We start from the raw sequence: 17,045 nt of genomic DNA on the forward strand, positions 1-17,045 counted from the left end.
GACGCGGTGGTTTCTAGGTGCGGTCGCAACACTTCTCTAGATTCTGGAGGTTGTGTTGGCATCGTCGCGTCGGGTGAAGAAGGGGCCGGGACGTCGTCCGCAGTCGGCCAAGCGTCAGCGGTTCATGGAGTTGCGGGCTCGCGGGTGGAGCGTGCGGGCCGCGGCCCGCGAAGTCGGTGTGTCCCGGTCCGCTGCGACGAACTGGACACGCGGTTACAAGACCTACCGCAACGGCGTCGCGGTCGGGTTCGTCCCGCCGCTAGATCGACTAGCGGTCCGCCAGATCAGCACGCGATACCTGTCCCAGGACGAGCGCATCGAGATCGCCGATCTGCATCACTCAGGGCTGAGGGTGCGGACGATCGCCACCCGACTCGGTCGAGCGCCGTCGACGATTTCGAGGGAGCTACGGCGCAACGCACCAGCCGGCCGCGGATATCAGCCCTTCGATGCCCACCGGCGAGCCACCGCGCGACGAGCACGTCACCACCGCCGTCGGGTCGACACCAACGACCAGCTCGGTAACGCGGTCGCCGAGCTGCTTCTTCAGCGTTGGAGCCCCCAACAGATCAGCCGTCACCTCCGCCACCGCTTCCCCGATGATTCATCGATGTGGTTATGCCACGAAAGCATCTATCAAGCTGTCTATCAACCGAATTCACGTTTCATGCGGCCCTCGCGATTAGCGCCGCACCGACGCTCACCGCTGCGCACCGGTCGAGATCACCGCCGAGCGCATCACCGCCAGAGTTGCCGGCGGCCGCGGTTCCAGCAGCCGATGCTCACCATCCACGACCGGTCCTTCTCGGCTGTCGACCGGTCTGAAGCCGGCCACTGGGAAGGCGACCTTATCATCGGTAATAACCACCTCTCGGCGATCGGCACTCTGGTCGAACGCCAGACCCGGATGCTGCGGTTGGTGCATCTGCCTCGCAGTGACGCCGACTCCCTGCACGCGGCCTTGGTGGCCCGCATGAAGGATCTGCCACCCACGCTGATGCGGTCGATCACCTGGGACCAGGGCACCGAGATGGCGCGCCACCTTGCCACCACCGACAAGCTCGGCGCGCCCGTCTACTTCTGCGACTCCAGATCACCCTGGCAACGCGGCACGAACGAGAACACCAACGGACTGCTGCGCGACTACTTCCCGAAGGGCGTCACCCTCATCAGCCACCCGCCGGAGCAGTTGTTGGCCGTCGAACACGAACTCAACCATCGCCCCCGCATGGTCCTCCAAGACCGTTGCCCCGCCGATCTATTCGCTGCCCTGTTAGTCTCGAGTGATCCGTCGGTGTTGCGACGTTGAGTAGAACCCACCCCGTCGAAAAGGGGTCAATTTTCGGCCGCCGTTGACAGCGGTTGTGCTAAGTAGTTGGGTGAGGGCGAATCGCTCTACACCCGAGTCGATTCCAGCCAATCTTTGACGTCATCCAGTAACCATCGACGGTGCCGATCGCTAAGCCTGAGGTGATGTGGACCAGGCGCATCAATCCCACGTTCCCGCCTGGCCGCCCATTCATGCAGCGTTGAGACCGGAACTCCGGTCATCGCTCGAACTTCATGAGCGGTGAGCATGACCGACGCATTTTCTATCGTCATCGTCTCCAACCCCAGTTGCGTCCAGCAGAGTGGTGTACGAGCCGGTGATGACCGGCGTGTCGTAGCCGGATGAATGAAGGTCATCGCGTGATTCTTCGAGGGACCGACCAAAGTCACTCGAGCAAAGGAATCAACGCGATGACCATTGCCCACGATATCGACCTGTCTGCCGTGCTGGCCGAACGACTCACCACCACGCACCCTGATGTGCTGCGCGAGTTGTTGGCCGCCTTCATTCACGCCCTGATGGGCGCCGAAGCCGACGCGGTGTGCGGTGCCGGCTACGGCCAGCGCAGCAGCGAGCGCACCAATTCCCGCAACGGGTATCGGCACCGCGAGTTTGACACCCGCGCAGGCACATTGGATCTGGCGATTCCCAAGCTAAGGCAAGGTTCGTACTTCCCGGACTGGCTGCTGGAACGGCGCAAACGCGCCGAGCGGGCCCTGACCACGGTGGTGGCTACCTGCTACCTGCTGGGCGTTTCGACGCGGCGGATGGACAAACTCGTCGAGACTCTGGGCATCACCAGCTTGTCGAAGTCCCAGGTCAGCGTGATGGCCAAAGAGCTCGACGCCGCGGTCGAGGCGTTCCGGACCCGGCCACTGGATGCAGGCCCGTACACGTTCATGGCTGCTGACGCCCTGGTGCTCAAGGTTCGCGAAGCAGGCCGGGTGGTCAACGTGCACGCGCTGATCGCCACCGGGGTCAACGCCGAGGGCTACCGCGAAATCCTGGGCATCGACGTCACCACCGCCGAGGACGGGGCCGGCTGGCTGACCTTCCTGCGGTCGCTGACCGCCCGCGGCCTATCAGGGGTCCGTCTGGTCACTTCCGACGCCCACGCCGGTCTGGTGGCCGCGATCGGCGCCACCCTGCCTGGGGCATCGTGGCAACGGTGTCGCACCCACTACGCCACCAACCTGATGGCCATCACTCCGAAATCATCGTGGCCGTGGGTACGCACACTACTGCATTCGGTCTTCGATCAACCTGACGCCGGTTCCGTTGCAGCCCAATATGACCGCATCATCGACGCACTGGCCGACAAGCTCCCCAAGGTCGCCGACCACCTCGAAGACGCCCGCGCCGACCTGCTCGCCTTCACCGCCTTCCCCAAACAAATTTGGCGGCAGATCTGGTCCAACAACCCACAAGAACGACTCAACAAGGAAATCCGCCGGCGCACCGACGTCGTCGGAATCTTCCCCGACCGCAACGCCCTAATCCGCCTCGTCGGCGCGGTGCTGGCCGAACAACACGACGAATGGGCCGAATCCCGCCGCTACCTCGGCCTCGACGTCCTCAGCAAATCCCGCGCCGACCACACGCCATCAACAGAACAGGAGGACACCCCGGCGGCACTGACCGCCTAAACCACCAAGTCGAAGAATCACACGACGACGTCGTACACCACGTCCCTGGACTTGACCCCAACCCCGTCTCCCGCCGTTGGTACTGGCCGGCAGGTCATACCGAGATCATGAGGCATAGTTTTCGATTCCCGCTACCAGCAGTGCGACATTCGATCGGAAATGCACCGTCGAGTGCGGTCAGGGGGTCGAATCTGCGAGACCGGCTTTAGGAGAGCGGTCAAGCCCTTCTGGTTGAGGTCCAGAAGGGGTGTCTGAGCTGGTCATATAGCGCCATCGCACACCAAGCGAAACCACCGCGTGCCGACCAGTGCAGATAGCGGGTTTCAGGCTGCTGTGGTACGGGTCTCGTTGGCATAAGTGTGTCGTAGCGCGTGAACGAGCGCACCCGACCGTTTCCCGGATCGGACAGGTGGTTGTGGTGAGTGGTGCGGATCGGTGCGGATGTGTTGCATTGGTAGGCAGTCGATTTGGCGACAAAGGGTGCGGACAAATGGGGACACAGATGATGTTGGTCAGGATGGTAGAGCACGACGATGGGTGCGTCCTATGGTTCCCACGTGGTGAACATCAATTCGAAATCGGCAGCGCGCAAGCGTGTCCGGGAGGCGCAGAACAAGGCCAACGAGGCACGTCTGGAGCGTGAGCGTCAAAATGTCGATGACGCTGCGTCGTTCCTCGTCGAGCTTGGGCGGCTGGCCGCCGTCGACGAGTGGGAGCGCAACCGTATCCTCGAGATACACGCAGAGGGAGAGCGGCGCCGTCACGAACACCGCCAGGCCGGCGCGACAGCGTTGGCCCGGATGCAAGGCCGCGGTGAAAGCCTCACTGCGATCGCTGAACTGGCGGGAGTCAAAGTCGGTGAGGTAGCACACATCTCGGCTGGGCTCAATCCGGGACGTGTGTCGCCAAGTGACTCATCCTGTGCATCAACGGGTTTCGGATCGCGGAGCGCATGACCCGATTTGACTCTGCGGGCGGACTCGCCGGTCTCGGCTCCGACGACCAGCACCGCATCGCTGATACCGCGCACAATGTCCCCACCAAGGACCTCGACGAGGTATTGCGGTGTATTGCCGCCAATCGGGCAGCTGATGCGACGCCGGGGCGCCAGCCCAACCGCTTCGGCAATTCTCGACGCGGGATTGTCACGCGGAATCATCAGAATGCCCGGTGTCGCCACCGTATCGATCCGATGCCCGATCGCAGCGCCCGCGTCTTGCAATGCTCGACGCGCGGCTTCGCAAGCCAAATCGATGGGATCGACGACGCTGTCGCCGCGGTGCGTGATCTCACCGACCGCGACGACAACGGGAGTGCGGGGCGGAATCGCCAACGGTCAGGTCACGTTCATCGTCGGCACCTTTGTTGCGACATATTTGCGATATTGTCACATAAGTAGCCATGCGACAACCGGTTGGGTCGTTAATTCACGATCGGTCCGAGGCTGCATACTTGCTTCGTGACGAAGAAATCGTTGCGCTGGGGCACGGCACCTCCCACGACCCGCGACGTCGCCCGAGACCTCCTGCTCGATGCCGCCGAAGCGTGCCTGGAGGGCAAGGGGCTGCCGGGCACCACCATGGAGGACATCGCCAGACAGGCGGGGGTGTCGCGCGCCACGGTGTACCGCTACTTTCCAAGTCGTGAATCCGTCGTTTCCGGTGTCATCCTGCGTGCGGCCGAACGCTACCTAGACCGCATGCGTCGACGGATCGCAGTACATCGCGATTTGGGCACGGCAATACTCGATTTCGTCGAGGTCACGGTACGCGCCGCTCATCGCGAGCCGACAATCGGATTGCTGTTCGGCAGTGACGAGGAACTCGCCGGCGTGGGGTTGGCCAAGGGAACGTCGGTGGCTTTGTTTGAACTCGTGGCCGAGTTCCTTCGACCTGTCTTCGCTGCGCACTGGGACCAACTCGAGCCCGGGGTGTCGGTCGACGATGCCGCCGAATGGATCCTGCGAACCGTCCTCAGCCTGCTGTCGGTCCGCGGCCCCAGACACCGCAGCCCCGAAGGCCTCGATGCCTTTTTACGCCGATTCCTGCTTCCAGCTCTGCTCACCAACACCCAGCCTTGCGTCGATGCAACAAGTGCAGAGTAGTGTCTCAAACCATCGCATCGATATCCGTGGATGAGAAGGGGCGCTAACCATGGAGTTCGCGCAGTTCAATCAGCAGATCGCCAAGGAATTGCAGAACGCGGCGGCAACCACGGGAGGACTCTCCAAATACCTGGATTTTCGCCACACCGAGTTCGCCGCCGGGCGGCTGGTTGTGCAGATGGATGCTCGGGACGACCTTTTGACTCCGTTCGGCAATCTGCACGGCGGATGCCTGTCAGCAATGGTCGACCACTGCTTGGGCGTGGTGTTTTACCCGGTGATCCCCGCTGGATCGTGGGTCGCCACAACCGAATTCAAGCTGAACTTGCTGCAGCCCGTGTCAAGCGGAGTATGCGTCGCCGTCACCGAGATCATCGCGCTGGGCAAGCGCAGCGGTGTCGCCAGACCTGGATTTTTCATCGAATGTGGAGCTCAGGGGTGTCGTTAACGTGAAAGGTGCACTGCCGCAAGGATAATCGGAGTATTCGAGGCTCGGTTATCCAGGATGGGAGTGCACCTGTCAGATGCAGGCTACTACGGATTGGTCGAAGAATGTCCGAGTTGAGGTCCGTGGCGACGACGTGGTCGGGCACGCCGGTAACGTGATACCCCGGTTGCTGGCCGACAATCTGGGTTTGACCAGCGGTTTGTCGTCGGTGCTGTCGCGCCCAGAAGTCACCCACGACCGAGGCGCGGTGTTGCGCGATGTGGCGGTATCGATCGCCGGCGGCGCGCAGAACCTGGCCGGCACCGCGGTGCTGCGCGATCAGCACCGGTTGTTTCAGGCGGTGGCGTCGGTTCCGACGATGTGGCGGTCCCTGGGCGAGATCGACGAGCAGAGCATCACCGAGGTCACGGCCGTGCGCAACAAGGTCCGCTCTCGGGTGTGGGAGGCGATCGAGGCCCGCCACGGTGCGATCCCGGCTTCGCAGACCTGCTATGGGGACCTCGGGGACACGATCGTGATCCGCATCGACGCGTCGCTGATTCAGTCGCACAGCGATAAGCAGCACGCCGCAGGCAATTTCAAAGGCGGGTTTGGCTTCCACCCGCTGTTGGCGTGGTGTGACAACACCGGCGAACTGCTGGCGGTGATCGCCCGTGCAGGCAACGCCGGCTCGAACACCGCGGCCGATCATATCGCGATCATCGACGCCGCGATCGCGGCGATCCCGGCCAAGTGGCGCCGCAAGTTGCTGGTCACCATCGACGGCGCGGGTTCAAGCCACGCCGTCGGAGCCTGTCACGATTTCTGTGTAAGTCAGAGGTGATTTGACTACGAGTTGTATTCTAGCACAATGGGATTCGCCCAGGGAATAGTCTGGCGAGTGTGTTGAGCGCCACAGTCCAGTTGTGCGTTCCAGTACCCGAATAGCCTCCTCTCTCGCTGGAGATGTTGCGCAGCCCGAGGTACAGCAACTTCATCGCGGCGTCCTTGTCCGTGAAATGACCACGGTTCTTGGTGATCTTGCGCAACTGGAAGTTGATCGACTCGATCGCATTGGTGGTGTAGACGATCTTGCGCAACTCCACCGGATAGTCCAGGAACGGAACGAATTCCCCCCAGGCGTTGTGCCACACGTCAATTGCACCCGGATATTGGGCGCCGAATTGCTGGTCGAACTCCTTGAGTGCGAGTTCGGCTCCATCGACGGTCGGCGCACTGTAGATCGCCCGCATCGCGGTGGCGACCTTCTTGCGGTCCTTATAAGACACGAAGCGCATCGCATTCCTAATGACGTGCACGACGCAGGTCTGCACCACGGTATCGGGATAGATCGAGCGGATCGCATCAGGCAGACCGGTCAGCCCGTCGCAGCAGGCGATGAGGATGTCGCGCACCCCGCGGTTGCGCAGGTCGATGACGACCTTCTGCCAGAACTTCGCCCCCTCGGAGTCCTGGATCCAGCAGCCCAAGGCGTGTTTGCGGCCCTCCAGATCCACGCCAATGGCCAAATAGGCGACCTTGGTGGTGATGACCCCGTTGTCGCCGATCCGCAGCCGCAGCCCATCGATGTAGAGGATCGGGTAGACCTCATCGAGCGGGCGGGCCTGCCAGGCCTTGATCTCATCGACCACCACCTCGGTGATATTGGAGATCAACTCCCGCGACACCGACGCCCCATAGACCTCCTGCAGGTGGGCTTCGATATCGCGGGTGGTCATTCCCCGTGAATACAGCGACAACACCACCGAATTGATGTTGTTGAGCCGGCGGGTCTTCTTCGGCACAATCGCCGGCTCAAACGAGCCGTTGCGATCACGCGGCGCATCGATCTGCACCGGGCCGTTGACGGTGGTCACCGTTTTCGGCGTGGTGCCGTTGCGCGAATTTCCCGATCCGCGTCCGGCCGGATCGCCGGCCTCATAACCCAGATGGTGGGTTAGCTCCGCATTCAGCGCCCGCTCCAGCACGGCCTTAGTCAGCTGGTTCAGCAAACCGTCCGCGCCGTCGATCGGGGTCCCGGTCTTCACCGCATCCTTAATCAACGAGTCCAGCGTCTCTTCGGTGAACATCTCGGCCAGCCGCCGCGCCGCGGTCGTCTCCTCAGCCGGCATCTGCATGGTCTTGGTCACAAAACACTCCTTCTGTCCGCCCAACGGCGGTCCGATGATGGACCACCCCGGACTTACACAGATGGAATGACACGCCCCGCCGTCGTCGAACACCTGGAGAAACTCAATGCCCGGCCGGGGATGTCAGTGGGCTACTCGGTCGGATTCGACCTCGATGAGCGGGTCCGGGTCGCGATCGGCCAGATGCCCGATGCGGGATGGCAAGCCGCACTGGATGCCACCGGAGCGGCCCGTGACGACGCCCAGGTCGCCGAGTTGACCGGGCTGCTGCGCCACAGCACCGGAGGGGATCGGCTGGTCGGCTGGCCGGCCGGCATGCGCATCCTGGTGCGGCGCGAAGAAATCGAACACGGCACCCAGTTGTCATTGTTCGAGCAGCTGGCCGGCTACCGCTACCAGGTCCTCGCCACCTCGACTGCCGGTGGACAACCCCAGCGACTGGAAGCCCGCCACCGCGTCCACGCCCGGGTGGAGGGCTTCATCCGCACCGGCAAAGACACCGGCCTGGCCCGCTGGCCCTCACACTCGTTCGCCATCAACACCGCTTGGGTCACCGCCGTCGCGATCGCCATCGACCTGCTGTGCTGGATGCGACTGCTACTCCTGGACGGCCCACTGGCCAAAGCCGAACCCGCCACCCTGCGCTACCGGCTGCTGCACGCCGCGGCCCGGCTGATCAAACGATCCCGCTACCTGATCCTGCGGATCCCCCAAACCTGGCCCTGGGCACAAGAATTCGCCGACGCCCTCAACAGGGTCCGCGCCATACCCTGACCCACAGGCCCCTATGCCCTCTCGACCCCAAGAAAGGAGTAACCACCCCCGGGATAAAGGACCCGGCGTCACCGCACGACACGCGGCGCCGCCGCCTACCCCCAGCCTCAAAACCTCGACAAAGCTGCCGCCCCGCAGACCGCCACAGCAGAACCCGGGCCACCGTGAAATTCTGAGGCAGAATCGACATCACCAACGACGGGCGCGCGGTATGTGCCGCCCAAGGAACAGTGACCGTCGTTAGCCCTAGGGGGAATTCCTCGTGATGAAAAGGACCGATGGTATTGTCGTCCGACTTCACAACGGCGAGCGCACCCGATGACCGTTACGCTCGAGCGATTCCGCACCACAGACGGCGTCACCCTCACGGCGGATTGCTACCGGCACGACGCTGCCCGCGCCGTTGTGCTGCTCCTGCACGGCGGTGGTCAAAACCGACACGCCTGGGCGACCACAGCGCGCCGCTTGCACGCTCGTGGGTACACGGTCGTCGCGTATGACGCCCGAGGTCACGGCGACAGCGCGTGGGACCCTACCGGAAGATACGACCTCGGACGGCTAGCGTCCGATCTGCTGGCCGTGCGTGAACACGCGAGCACCGACCGCCCGCCGGCCGTCGTCGGCGCATCCTTGGGCGGCATGACCGTCCTGGGCACGCACTTGCTGGCGCCCGCCGACCTGTGGGGAGCCGTCGTCCTGGTCGACATCACTCCGCGAATGGAGTTTCACGGAGCACGCCGCGTCGTGTCGTTCATGGCCGCCCATCCTGACGGGTTCAGCACGCTCGACGACGCCGCGGACGTCATTGCCGAATACAACAGACATCGCACTCGGCCCAAGAACCCGGACGGACTCCGTAAAGTCTTGCGGCAACGCGACGATGGTCGGTGGATCTGGCGATGGGATCCGGCCTTCATCACTTCCAACTTCCAGTTTCTGCAAGGTGACCCCGCGACTGGTGCCGAAAAGTTCGACGCGATCAGCGAACTGCTTGTTGAAGGGGCCCGCCGCGTGCAGGCACCCACTCTTCTGGTGCGCGGCGTCCTTTCAGATGTGACATCGCAGCAGTCGGTCGACGAATTCCTCAAGGTCGTACCGCACGCCCAAGCGGTGGACGTCTCCGGCACCGGCCACATGGTCGCAGGCGACGACAACGATGCCTTCACCGCAGCCGTCGCCGGATTTCTCGACCGCACGATAAGCACTTCAGCGTGAAAAGCTCTGGGCTATCTGGCGCAGCCCGGGCTGGCCGCGCCAAAATCATGGCCGAGCTCGGCATCAAGGGGATCAGTCCGCGGAGGTTTAAGACCACCACGGTGGTCGATCCGGCCTCGTTTCCGCCGGATCTGATCGGCCAGCGCTTTGATAAGGGCCGACTCGACGCGGTGTGGTCCTCGGATATCGAGCGCCGTGAGGCGCTGTTCAACCGAACGGAGGTGAGAGACCACCGTCGCCGAGCCATCGCAGTGGCCCGGTAGAAGCTGGGGGCAGCCTGATCTAAAGAGACTTTGGTGAGGGTGGGAAGCAGCCCCGACAACGCCGGGACGGCCTGGTACTGCCAGACGGGTCGGGTCCGGCTAGCGAGACGGGAAGGTGTACGCGAGGAACCAGCGGCTGAACGCCTCTTAAGAGAAGACCACCAGCTCCAACCTGGCGGATGCGGGCTGGGCAGCGACGCGCACCCGCCCTGAGGGCGGGGAACTCGTGGGCCGGTTGATGTCGCCGGTTCGGGAGGTCACGGTGAAGGACTGCGGCGTAGCCGTGACGAGGTCGCAGGGGCATAGCTGGACACCTCACCCGTCAAACGGTTGACAGTGAACACGGGAACCACCGCGCCGGTCCCCGGTCAGATCCGGCAGCCAGCCGGGCTGGAGGGGTAGGCAGTCGTCGGCTGATGCCGGTGTGGTGGGGCGGAGGAGCCGTAGTAGTCCGAGGCCGGGAAAGCCGGTCGCATGGCAAAGGGCTCCAGCGGGTTCGCGGCGAGTACGCAGACTGTGGAGGTCACTTGTGAATACGAGTGCTTTGTGGCCCGACCCGGACACGGCCGAGCTGCGGGTACGCAGGATGCAACGCAAACTGCACCATTGGGCGGTTGATGAAAGCGACCGCTGTTTCGATGATTTGTACAACCTCGTTTATGACCCCGCATTCCTCACCCTCGCGTGGGAGCGGGTGCGGACGAACAAGGGTGCGCGCTCAGCCGGTGCCGATGGGACCGCACCGCGGTCTGTCGGTGCGGCAGAGGCGGTCGGACTGCTTCAGCGGCTCCGCGAGGAACTCAAGGAGCGGATATTCCGGCCGGATCCGGTGCGGGAGGTGATGATCCCGAAGGCGAACGGCAAGCTCCGCCGCCTGGGTATCGCGACCGTCGCCGACCGGGTCGTGCAAGCTTCGCTGAAGCTGGTGCTGGAGCCCATTTTCGAGGCGGACTTTCATCCGTGCGCATATGGGTTCCGGCCGGGCAGGCGAGCCCAGGACGCCATCGCTGAGATCCATCACCTCGCCAGCGGCTCACGGGCCTATCACTGGGTTTTCGAGGGAGACATCACGGCGTGCTTCGATGAAATCTCGCATTCGGCCCTTATGGGCCGGGTGCGGCGACGTGTCGGGGACAAACGCGTTCTGGCCCTGGTGAAGTCGTTCCTCAAAGCCGGGATTCTCTCGAAAGATCTCGGCTACCGGGACACCATCACCGGCACTCCGCAAGGCGGAATCCTCTCACCACTGCTCAGCAATGTCGCCCTGTCCGTTCTCGACGAGCACTTCGCCGCGAAGTGGAAGGCGCTCGGCCCGGAATGGACACGTGCCAAGCATCGACGCGCCGGAGTTCCGACCATGAAAATCGTCCGCTACGCAGACGATTTCTGTGTCATGGTCCACGGCACTCGCGCTGATGCCGAAGCGCTTTGGGACGAGATCGCAGCAGTGCTCGCGCCGATGGGCCTGCGCCTGTCGGTCGAGAAGAGCAGGATCTGCCACGTCGACGAGGGGTTCGAGTTCCTCGGCTTCCGCATCCAACGGCAGATCAAAAGGGGCACGACCAAGCACTACGTCTACACCTGGCCGTCGAAGAAGGCACTTATGTCCATCACCGACAAAGTCAGGAATCTGACGCGGCGACACAAACATCGAACGCTCGCTGATCTGCTGCGCCAACTCAACCCCGTCCTGCGGGGATGGTGCAATTACTTCCAGCACGGGGTGTCCAAACGCACCTTCGACTACCTCGACCACTTCACATGGTGGCGGGTGGTGACTTGGATGCGCAAACGGCACCACGGGCTGGCGTGGGGCGTCTTCCATCGACGGTTCCTGCCCAATTGGCAAATCCGCGAAGGCAAGACGGCGATGTTTCGGCCGCAGAAGGTAGAGGTCACCCGATACCGCTACCGGGGCACGAAAATCATCACCCCTTGGACAGCGAGGCCGACGGACATCACTGCACCAGTGGCCTGAATCCGTGGAGAGCCCGTTGCGGAGAAATTCGCTCGGCGGGTTCGGAGGGCGGGCCGGGGAAACGGATCGGTAGAAATGCCGACACCGCGCCCCGGTCCGACCCCTACACCTATCTGGGCTGCGGGGAGGGCGACATGTTCTTGTGCGCGATCCGCGACGAGCACTCGCGGCGGGCACTGGGTTGGGCTGTGGATGATCACATGCGCACCGAGTTGGTCACCGTGGCCGTGCAGCGGGGGGTGTTCGCGCGCGGTGGGCGCTGCGCGGGTAATGCTGGGACAACGTCGGCGCCGAGTCGCTGTGGTCGAGTTTCAAACAGGAATGCTACTACCGGCACACCCTACGCGACCAAAGCGGAATTGATTGCAGGAGTTGACAATTGGATGAACTTCTACAATAATCAACCAAGGCATTAAGCGATCGGGACGCGCTCACCTATCGACTACGAGCGGACGCTGAACCCTGTCGCGGAAGCAAGTTATCCGTGTCCATTTTTTCAGGGGAACCCCAGACTTCGATCGCGACGTTGGCATCAGCTCGAAGCGTGGCGGTCGCCAAGCCGATGTCGCGAGTTCCACCGGATGATGACAGTGCCATGGTGAGAAGTAGCGGAACCCGGACAGCCAAACCGGCGAAGTGCATTGTTGTCGGCGTGGTCCTCGATAGCCCCGACGGAACACTTGTGCAAGACGCATATCCTGCTCACCATGCCAACAGAGTCCGTTCGCCTCTCGTTTCGCCGGCATATGCGTGAGCAAGTCTTGAGGGCTGCCCGGACCCTCACTATCGAGAAGGGCTGGGATCGCGTTCGCATGGGTGAAGTCGCAGAGCTTGTCGGCGTGTCCCGCCCGACGCTCTACAAGGAATTCACCGATAAGCAGGGACTGGGCGACGCGCTGGTTGTGGCCGAAGGCGAACGCTTCTTGAATGGCATTCACGCAGTTTTGGCACAACACGCCGGAGACGTCGGCGGGGGCATCACCGCTGCGGTGTCGTACACACTGAAGGAAGCGGAAGCGAGCCCGCTCTTGAAGGCGGTGCTGACATCGAACCGGCCTACGGACAGGACGGTCGCTGAGTCAACCGGTATGTTGCCGCTCCTGCCGACCTCTGCGTCGCTACTGGAGCTATCCTCGGCAGCCCTCGTGACCTGGTTCAACGAGCACTTTTCAGGCCTGGACGCCAATGACGTCAATGATGTCGCCGATGCACTGGTAAGGCTGACGGTGAGTCACGTCGTGCTTCCGACCGCCGACGCCGAGACGACCGGGGAGCGCATCTCGCGGATCGCACTTCGCTATTTGGGCGTTCATTCCTCCGCAGGCGAGGCGCGTTAACACTAAGGATTTTATGTTCAAATGTTGACTCTGAAGGAATAATTGTAAACACTTGGAGTGGGGCCGCACGAACCTTAGGAGATTCTCATGATTGCCAGCACGACGTCCGCACTGAAAACGTCGGCGGAGCGGCGTTCAGCACGTCCATATGATTCTGCCGACTTGTCCTCGACTGCATTTTGGGCCGGCACCGCCGCCGACCGGGAGAAGACATACGCCGAACTGCGCAAACGTGCTCCCATCAGCTGGCACCCGCGAGTCGAGCACACCATGATCGACGACGGGAACGACCGGGGCTTTTGGGCTGTGGTTACGCATCCGTTGCTTGTCGAGGCGACCCGGCGACACGACGATTTCCTGTCAGGTCAGGGCATTGTCATGGAGTCGATCCCGCAGGAATTGCTCGACACCGCTCAAGGCTTCATTGCGATGGATCCGCCGCGTCATACCAAGATTCGACGATTGCTGGCATCCGCATTCACGCCGAAGCAGATGCGACTGATCCACCATCAGATCGAGGCCAACGCGAAGCGCGTCGTCGACGACCTGGCTCCACAGGGCAAGGCCGACTTCGTCGACGAATGCGCGGCGTTGCTGCCGATGCACAACATCTTCGACATGATGGGCGTGCCGGACTCGATGCGCCGCGACATCGCGTGGGAATCACGGTATGCCGGTGGGTGGAGCGACCCCGAGGTGATGGGCGACGACCCAGTCATACCTCGCCTTTTCCAAGCGATGGGATTCCTAGGCGACGGCGCCCGCGAAATCATCGCTGCACGTCGCCGGCAGCCCGAAGACGACCTCATGACGAACCTCGTTCAGGCTGAAGTGGACGGTGAAAAACTCACCGAAGATGAGATCGTCTCGTTTTTCATACTTCTCACGATCGCTGGGAACGACACCACGCGCCAAAGCACCAGTCATGCGATGAAAGCCTTGACCGACTTTCCCGATCAACGAGCGTGGCTGATGGAGGATTTCGACGGACGAATCAAAGGAGCGGTCGAAGAGTTCGTCCGGTGGGCCACCCCGATCATGACCTTCCGCCGAACGGCAGCTCGCGACTGCGACCTGGGCGGACAACAGATCACCGAAGGTGACAAGGTCGTACTTTTTTACAGCTCGGCCAACTGGGACACCACAGTGTTCACCAACCCGGAAAAGTTCGATTTGTCACGGGACCCCAACCCGCACGTGAGCTTCGGAGGTGGAGGTATCCACCACTGCTTGGGCAATCAGCTGGCGCGGCAGCAACTCGCCGCGCTCTTCCGGGAATTGCTGCACCGCCTGCCTGATATTGAAGTCTGCGGGCCACCCAGCTATACCGTTAGCACTTTCTTCCACGGGGTGAATCATCTTCCCGTCCGCTTCACCCCGACTACGTGAGGCAGCGTGGCATGAAAATCACAGTCGACCGCGATCGATGCTCGTCAATCGGGATGTGTGAAGGCCTGGCTCCCGACTTCTTCGAGGTCAGTAACGATGGGAAACTCCACATCCTGAATCCTGGGCCACCCGAATGTCACAGGGCACTGATCGAAGATGCCGTGGCGAGTTGCCCCACAGGCGCGCTCGCGTTGCACGATTGACAGACTGGCAGCAGCGAGATCCGGTGCAGCTGTTCGGCACTGGCTTCCGGCCGGTCCACGATGACTGCTCCTCGTCCAACGGGCTCGCCGACATCGCTCAGGAGCACAACACAACGCAATGGAGCCGCAGTAGTGAGTACCTTTGGACTCTCTGTCCTAGCCCCTGACCTTGCCGCGATGAAGGTCACCGCCACCGCGGCCGACCAGGCCGGGTTCGACGCGGTGTGGGCATCGGAGTTCTATACCCGGTCGGGATCCATCTCGATGGCGGCAATGGCCACCTCGACTGACAGGTGTCGCATCGGGTCGTCGATTCTCTACGGCGTCGGACGCAGCCCGCTGGTCTTGGCGACCGAGGCGCGCGATCTCGACGAACTGTCCGGCGGTCGCATCGTGCTCGGCATCGGCAACGGCACCAAACGGATGATGAGCAACTGGCACAGCGTCGCCGATACCAGCGCCCCCGCCCTGCGCGTCGAGGAACTCGTACCCCTTATTCGGCGCATCTGGAACCTGCACGAGGGACCAGTCCGCCACGAAGGCCGCTTCTACCAGATGAATCTCATCCCCAGCGGCCCGGTAGACCCGCCTGCGCGCGATATTCCGATCATCACCGCCGCGGTGCGCCCGCGGATGTGCGAAGCCGCCGGCCGGGTCGCTGACGGGCTGGCCGGGCATCCGCTCTTCACGACCGCCTACGTGGAGGAAGTCGTGCGGCCCGCGGTGGCCAAGGGCGCCGCACGCACCGGGCGCGATCCCGACGACGTCGAGATTGTGTCAATGGTCATGTGCTCCATCCACGACGACCCGGAAATCGCCCGTCGCGAGGTCGCGCAACAGATCGCGTTCTACGCATCAGTCAGAACCTACCAACCGCTGCTCGACTTCTGCGGATTCGCCAAACAGGGTGCCGTTATCCGAGAAGCCTTCGCACGCGGTGACTTTGCGGCCATGTTCGACGCGGTGACGGACGACATGATCGACGTGATGGGCGTCGCTGGCACCGCCAGCGAGGTGCGCGCCGGGCTGCGCCGCTACGAGGGGGTACTCGACCACATCATGCTCTACCCGCCGTCGGTGGGTATCGCACCTGAGCGGGTCGGCCAAAACCTCGGTGAGATGATCAAGCACTGCGCCCCCGGCCAGTAACATCCCGGTTCATGTAGGTGCGCCAGCGTCTGTGTCGACGACAACCCGCGGCGGTGAATGAGTCTCCCGTCTAATTCGAAATGACCGGTTCATCGACGGTGTGCTCCTGCCGGTACCGTAGGGATCGCCTTCGACGACGAGTTCGTAAGCCACCTAGTGCCAGTGCTTCTCTGCTCGCGCTCACCGTTGATGCTAGACGCGGCTCCCGATTCGCTGGGCGCCATCGGAGTCGAAGAGTTCTTTGGCCCAGCGTTCGAGGACTTCGGTGCTGTCCCAGTCGTCGGGGTGGAAGCCGGCGCGGGTGTAGGAACGGAAGCGCTGCACCGCGTCCGGGCTGAACAGTGGGGAACGACGGAAGGCTCGAAGGCTGCGCAGTAAGCGCAGTGGGTTGTAGGCTGCGCGGTCACCCGCCAGAGAGCGAGTGGTCTGGATGACCAACTCGGTGAACAAGATGACTGTGGCAATCCGCATTCCCCAGACCCTGGTGCGTTCGGTTCCACCGACCGTCTCGAAGACGTCGAAAGCGACGGCCTTGTGCTCGGATTCTTCTAAAGCGTGCCAGAGCAGAATCGGCCGGACCTCGGTGTCGCCGATCAGCTCTTGTGCCTCGTCGCTGGTCAGAATGATTTCGGCGAACGTCGCCGTGTAGTGCTCAAGGGCAGCCGTCACGGCCAGGCGCATCTTCGGAGAGAATCGCTTCTCGAGCCGGTCAACCAACTTCTTGATGTGCCGATCGATCCCGTCGGTCGGATAGCCCATCGCTTGGAGCCGCTCGTTAAGCAGCCGATGCTGGTGCCGGTGGGTGGCCTCCTGCGCGATGAATCCCTTGACCGCCTCTTGGAGGTCGGGGTCGCTGACCTGGTCACGGTACTGGCGCACCGATCGGATGAAGAAGTCTTCGCCCTCGGGGAACGTTGCCGACAAGGTAGAGACAAAGTGGCTCATCACCAAGTCGCCGTCGACGAAGTGCTGGCGACTGGTCCCAGCAGGCATTGCGAAACGGACACGGCGAGCCTTTGGCAGCACCCTCTTTGCTGGCCGTGTGGGCGACTCACTGGTCATGTGCTACTCCCATCTCCA

Annotated in this window: 16 protein-coding genes and 2 pseudogenes; 15 read left to right on the forward strand and 3 right to left on the reverse strand. The window is 62.7% G+C overall.

Annotated elements, in window-relative coordinates:
* Nucleotides 1-55: 55 nt before the first annotated feature.
* The 3 genes from AB8998_RS04500 to AB8998_RS04510 all read left to right on the forward strand — a co-directional run bounded on the left by AB8998_RS04500 (nt 56) and on the right by AB8998_RS04510 (nt 3,932).
* The gene (locus tag AB8998_RS04500) at nt 56-1,309 is read left to right on the forward strand and encodes an IS30 family transposase (RefSeq protein ID WP_101930934.1); all 1,254 of its coding nucleotides are present in this window, start codon (nt 56-58) and stop codon (nt 1,307-1,309) included.
* Between the two features lie 431 nt (nt 1,310-1,740).
* Nucleotides 1,741-2,976, forward strand: a complete 1,236-nt coding sequence (locus AB8998_RS04505; protein WP_042909891.1) for an IS256 family transposase — start codon at nt 1,741-1,743, stop codon at nt 2,974-2,976.
* Nucleotides 2,977-3,533: 557 nt separating this feature from the next.
* Entirely contained in the window at nt 3,534-3,932 is a 399-nt protein-coding gene (locus AB8998_RS04510) for a hypothetical protein (RefSeq protein WP_174814222.1), read from the forward strand.
* Here the strand turns inward: AB8998_RS04510 and AB8998_RS04515 are convergent.
* A pseudogene (locus AB8998_RS04515) lies at nt 3,848-4,309 on the reverse strand (acetyl-CoA acetyltransferase); the annotation flags it as partial. The gene AB8998_RS04510 and the pseudogene AB8998_RS04515 overlap by 85 nt on opposite strands.
* Nucleotides 4,310-4,435: 126 nt before the next feature.
* Between AB8998_RS04515 and AB8998_RS04520 the strand changes: the two are divergent.
* The 3 genes from AB8998_RS04520 to AB8998_RS04530 all read left to right on the forward strand — a co-directional run bounded on the left by AB8998_RS04520 (nt 4,436) and on the right by AB8998_RS04530 (nt 6,351).
* Nucleotides 4,436-5,080, forward strand: a complete 645-nt coding sequence (locus AB8998_RS04520; protein ID WP_007168379.1) for a TetR/AcrR family transcriptional regulator — start codon at nt 4,436-4,438, stop codon at nt 5,078-5,080.
* Between the two features lie 49 nt (nt 5,081-5,129).
* A complete protein-coding gene (locus AB8998_RS04525) occupies nt 5,130-5,528 on the forward strand; it encodes a PaaI family thioesterase (protein WP_369736895.1) in 399 nt (132 codons plus the stop codon).
* Between the two features lie 76 nt (nt 5,529-5,604).
* Nucleotides 5,605-6,351: a transposase gene (locus AB8998_RS04530; protein ID WP_369736896.1), complete on the forward strand. Its 747-nt coding sequence runs from the start codon at nt 5,605-5,607 to the stop codon at nt 6,349-6,351.
* A gap of 19 nt (nt 6,352-6,370) precedes the next feature.
* Here AB8998_RS04530 and AB8998_RS04535 read toward each other — a convergent pair whose 3' ends face one another.
* The gene (locus AB8998_RS04535; RefSeq protein ID WP_369741377.1) at nt 6,371-7,606 is read right to left on the reverse strand and encodes an IS256 family transposase; all 1,236 of its coding nucleotides are present in this window, start codon (nt 7,604-7,606) and stop codon (nt 6,371-6,373) included.
* A gap of 117 nt (nt 7,607-7,723) precedes the next feature.
* Between AB8998_RS04535 and AB8998_RS04540 the strand changes: the two genes are divergently transcribed.
* From AB8998_RS04540 to AB8998_RS04580, 9 genes and pseudogenes are all read left to right on the forward strand, one after another.
* Nucleotides 7,724-8,431, forward strand: coding sequence for a transposase (locus AB8998_RS04540; protein WP_369736897.1), 708 nt, complete (start codon nt 7,724-7,726; stop codon nt 8,429-8,431).
* 179 nt (nt 8,432-8,610) lie between these two features.
* Nucleotides 8,611-8,697, forward strand: a pseudogene (locus AB8998_RS04545) (phenylacetic acid degradation protein); the annotation flags it as partial.
* A gap of 52 nt (nt 8,698-8,749) precedes the next feature.
* Nucleotides 8,750-9,646 carry an alpha/beta fold hydrolase gene (locus AB8998_RS04550; RefSeq protein WP_007168381.1) on the forward strand — a complete coding sequence of 299 codons (897 nt, stop codon included), beginning with the start codon at nt 8,750-8,752 and terminating at the stop codon, nt 9,644-9,646.
* 47 nt (nt 9,647-9,693) lie between these two features.
* On the forward strand, nt 9,694-9,909 hold the full coding sequence (locus AB8998_RS04555; protein ID WP_019732564.1) for a hypothetical protein: 216 nt from the start codon (nt 9,694-9,696) through the stop codon (nt 9,907-9,909).
* A gap of 586 nt (nt 9,910-10,495) precedes the next feature.
* On the forward strand, nt 10,496-11,887 hold the full coding sequence (gene ltrA, locus AB8998_RS04560; protein ID WP_224112898.1) for a group II intron reverse transcriptase/maturase: 1,392 nt from the start codon (nt 10,496-10,498) through the stop codon (nt 11,885-11,887).
* 746 nt (nt 11,888-12,633) lie between these two features.
* Nucleotides 12,634-13,224 (forward strand): TetR/AcrR family transcriptional regulator, encoded by a 591-nt coding sequence (locus AB8998_RS04565; protein ID WP_007168385.1) that lies wholly within the window; start codon nt 12,634-12,636, stop codon nt 13,222-13,224.
* An 87-nt stretch (nt 13,225-13,311) separates the two neighbouring features.
* Complete coding sequence (locus tag AB8998_RS04570; RefSeq protein ID WP_007168386.1) at nt 13,312-14,613, forward strand: cytochrome P450; 1,302 nt, start codon at nt 13,312-13,314, stop codon at nt 14,611-14,613.
* 11 nt (nt 14,614-14,624) lie between these two features.
* Nucleotides 14,625-14,816, forward strand: coding sequence for a ferredoxin (locus AB8998_RS04575; RefSeq protein ID WP_074021704.1), 192 nt, complete (start codon nt 14,625-14,627; stop codon nt 14,814-14,816).
* A gap of 132 nt (nt 14,817-14,948) precedes the next feature.
* A complete protein-coding gene (locus tag AB8998_RS04580; RefSeq protein ID WP_033717470.1) occupies nt 14,949-15,965 on the forward strand; it encodes an LLM class flavin-dependent oxidoreductase in 1,017 nt (338 codons plus the stop codon).
* Between the two features lie 192 nt (nt 15,966-16,157).
* Here AB8998_RS04580 and AB8998_RS04585 read toward each other — a convergent pair whose 3' ends face one another.
* On the reverse strand, nt 16,158-17,027 hold the full coding sequence (locus tag AB8998_RS04585) for a metal-dependent hydrolase (RefSeq protein WP_033712834.1): 870 nt from the start codon (nt 17,025-17,027) through the stop codon (nt 16,158-16,160).
* Between the last annotated feature and the right edge of the window lie 18 nt (nt 17,028-17,045).

Source organism: Mycobacterium sp. HUMS_12744610 (genome assembly GCF_041206865.1).
In the GTDB taxonomy this organism is placed as follows: Bacteria; Actinomycetota; Actinomycetes; order Mycobacteriales; family Mycobacteriaceae; genus Mycobacterium; species Mycobacterium servetii.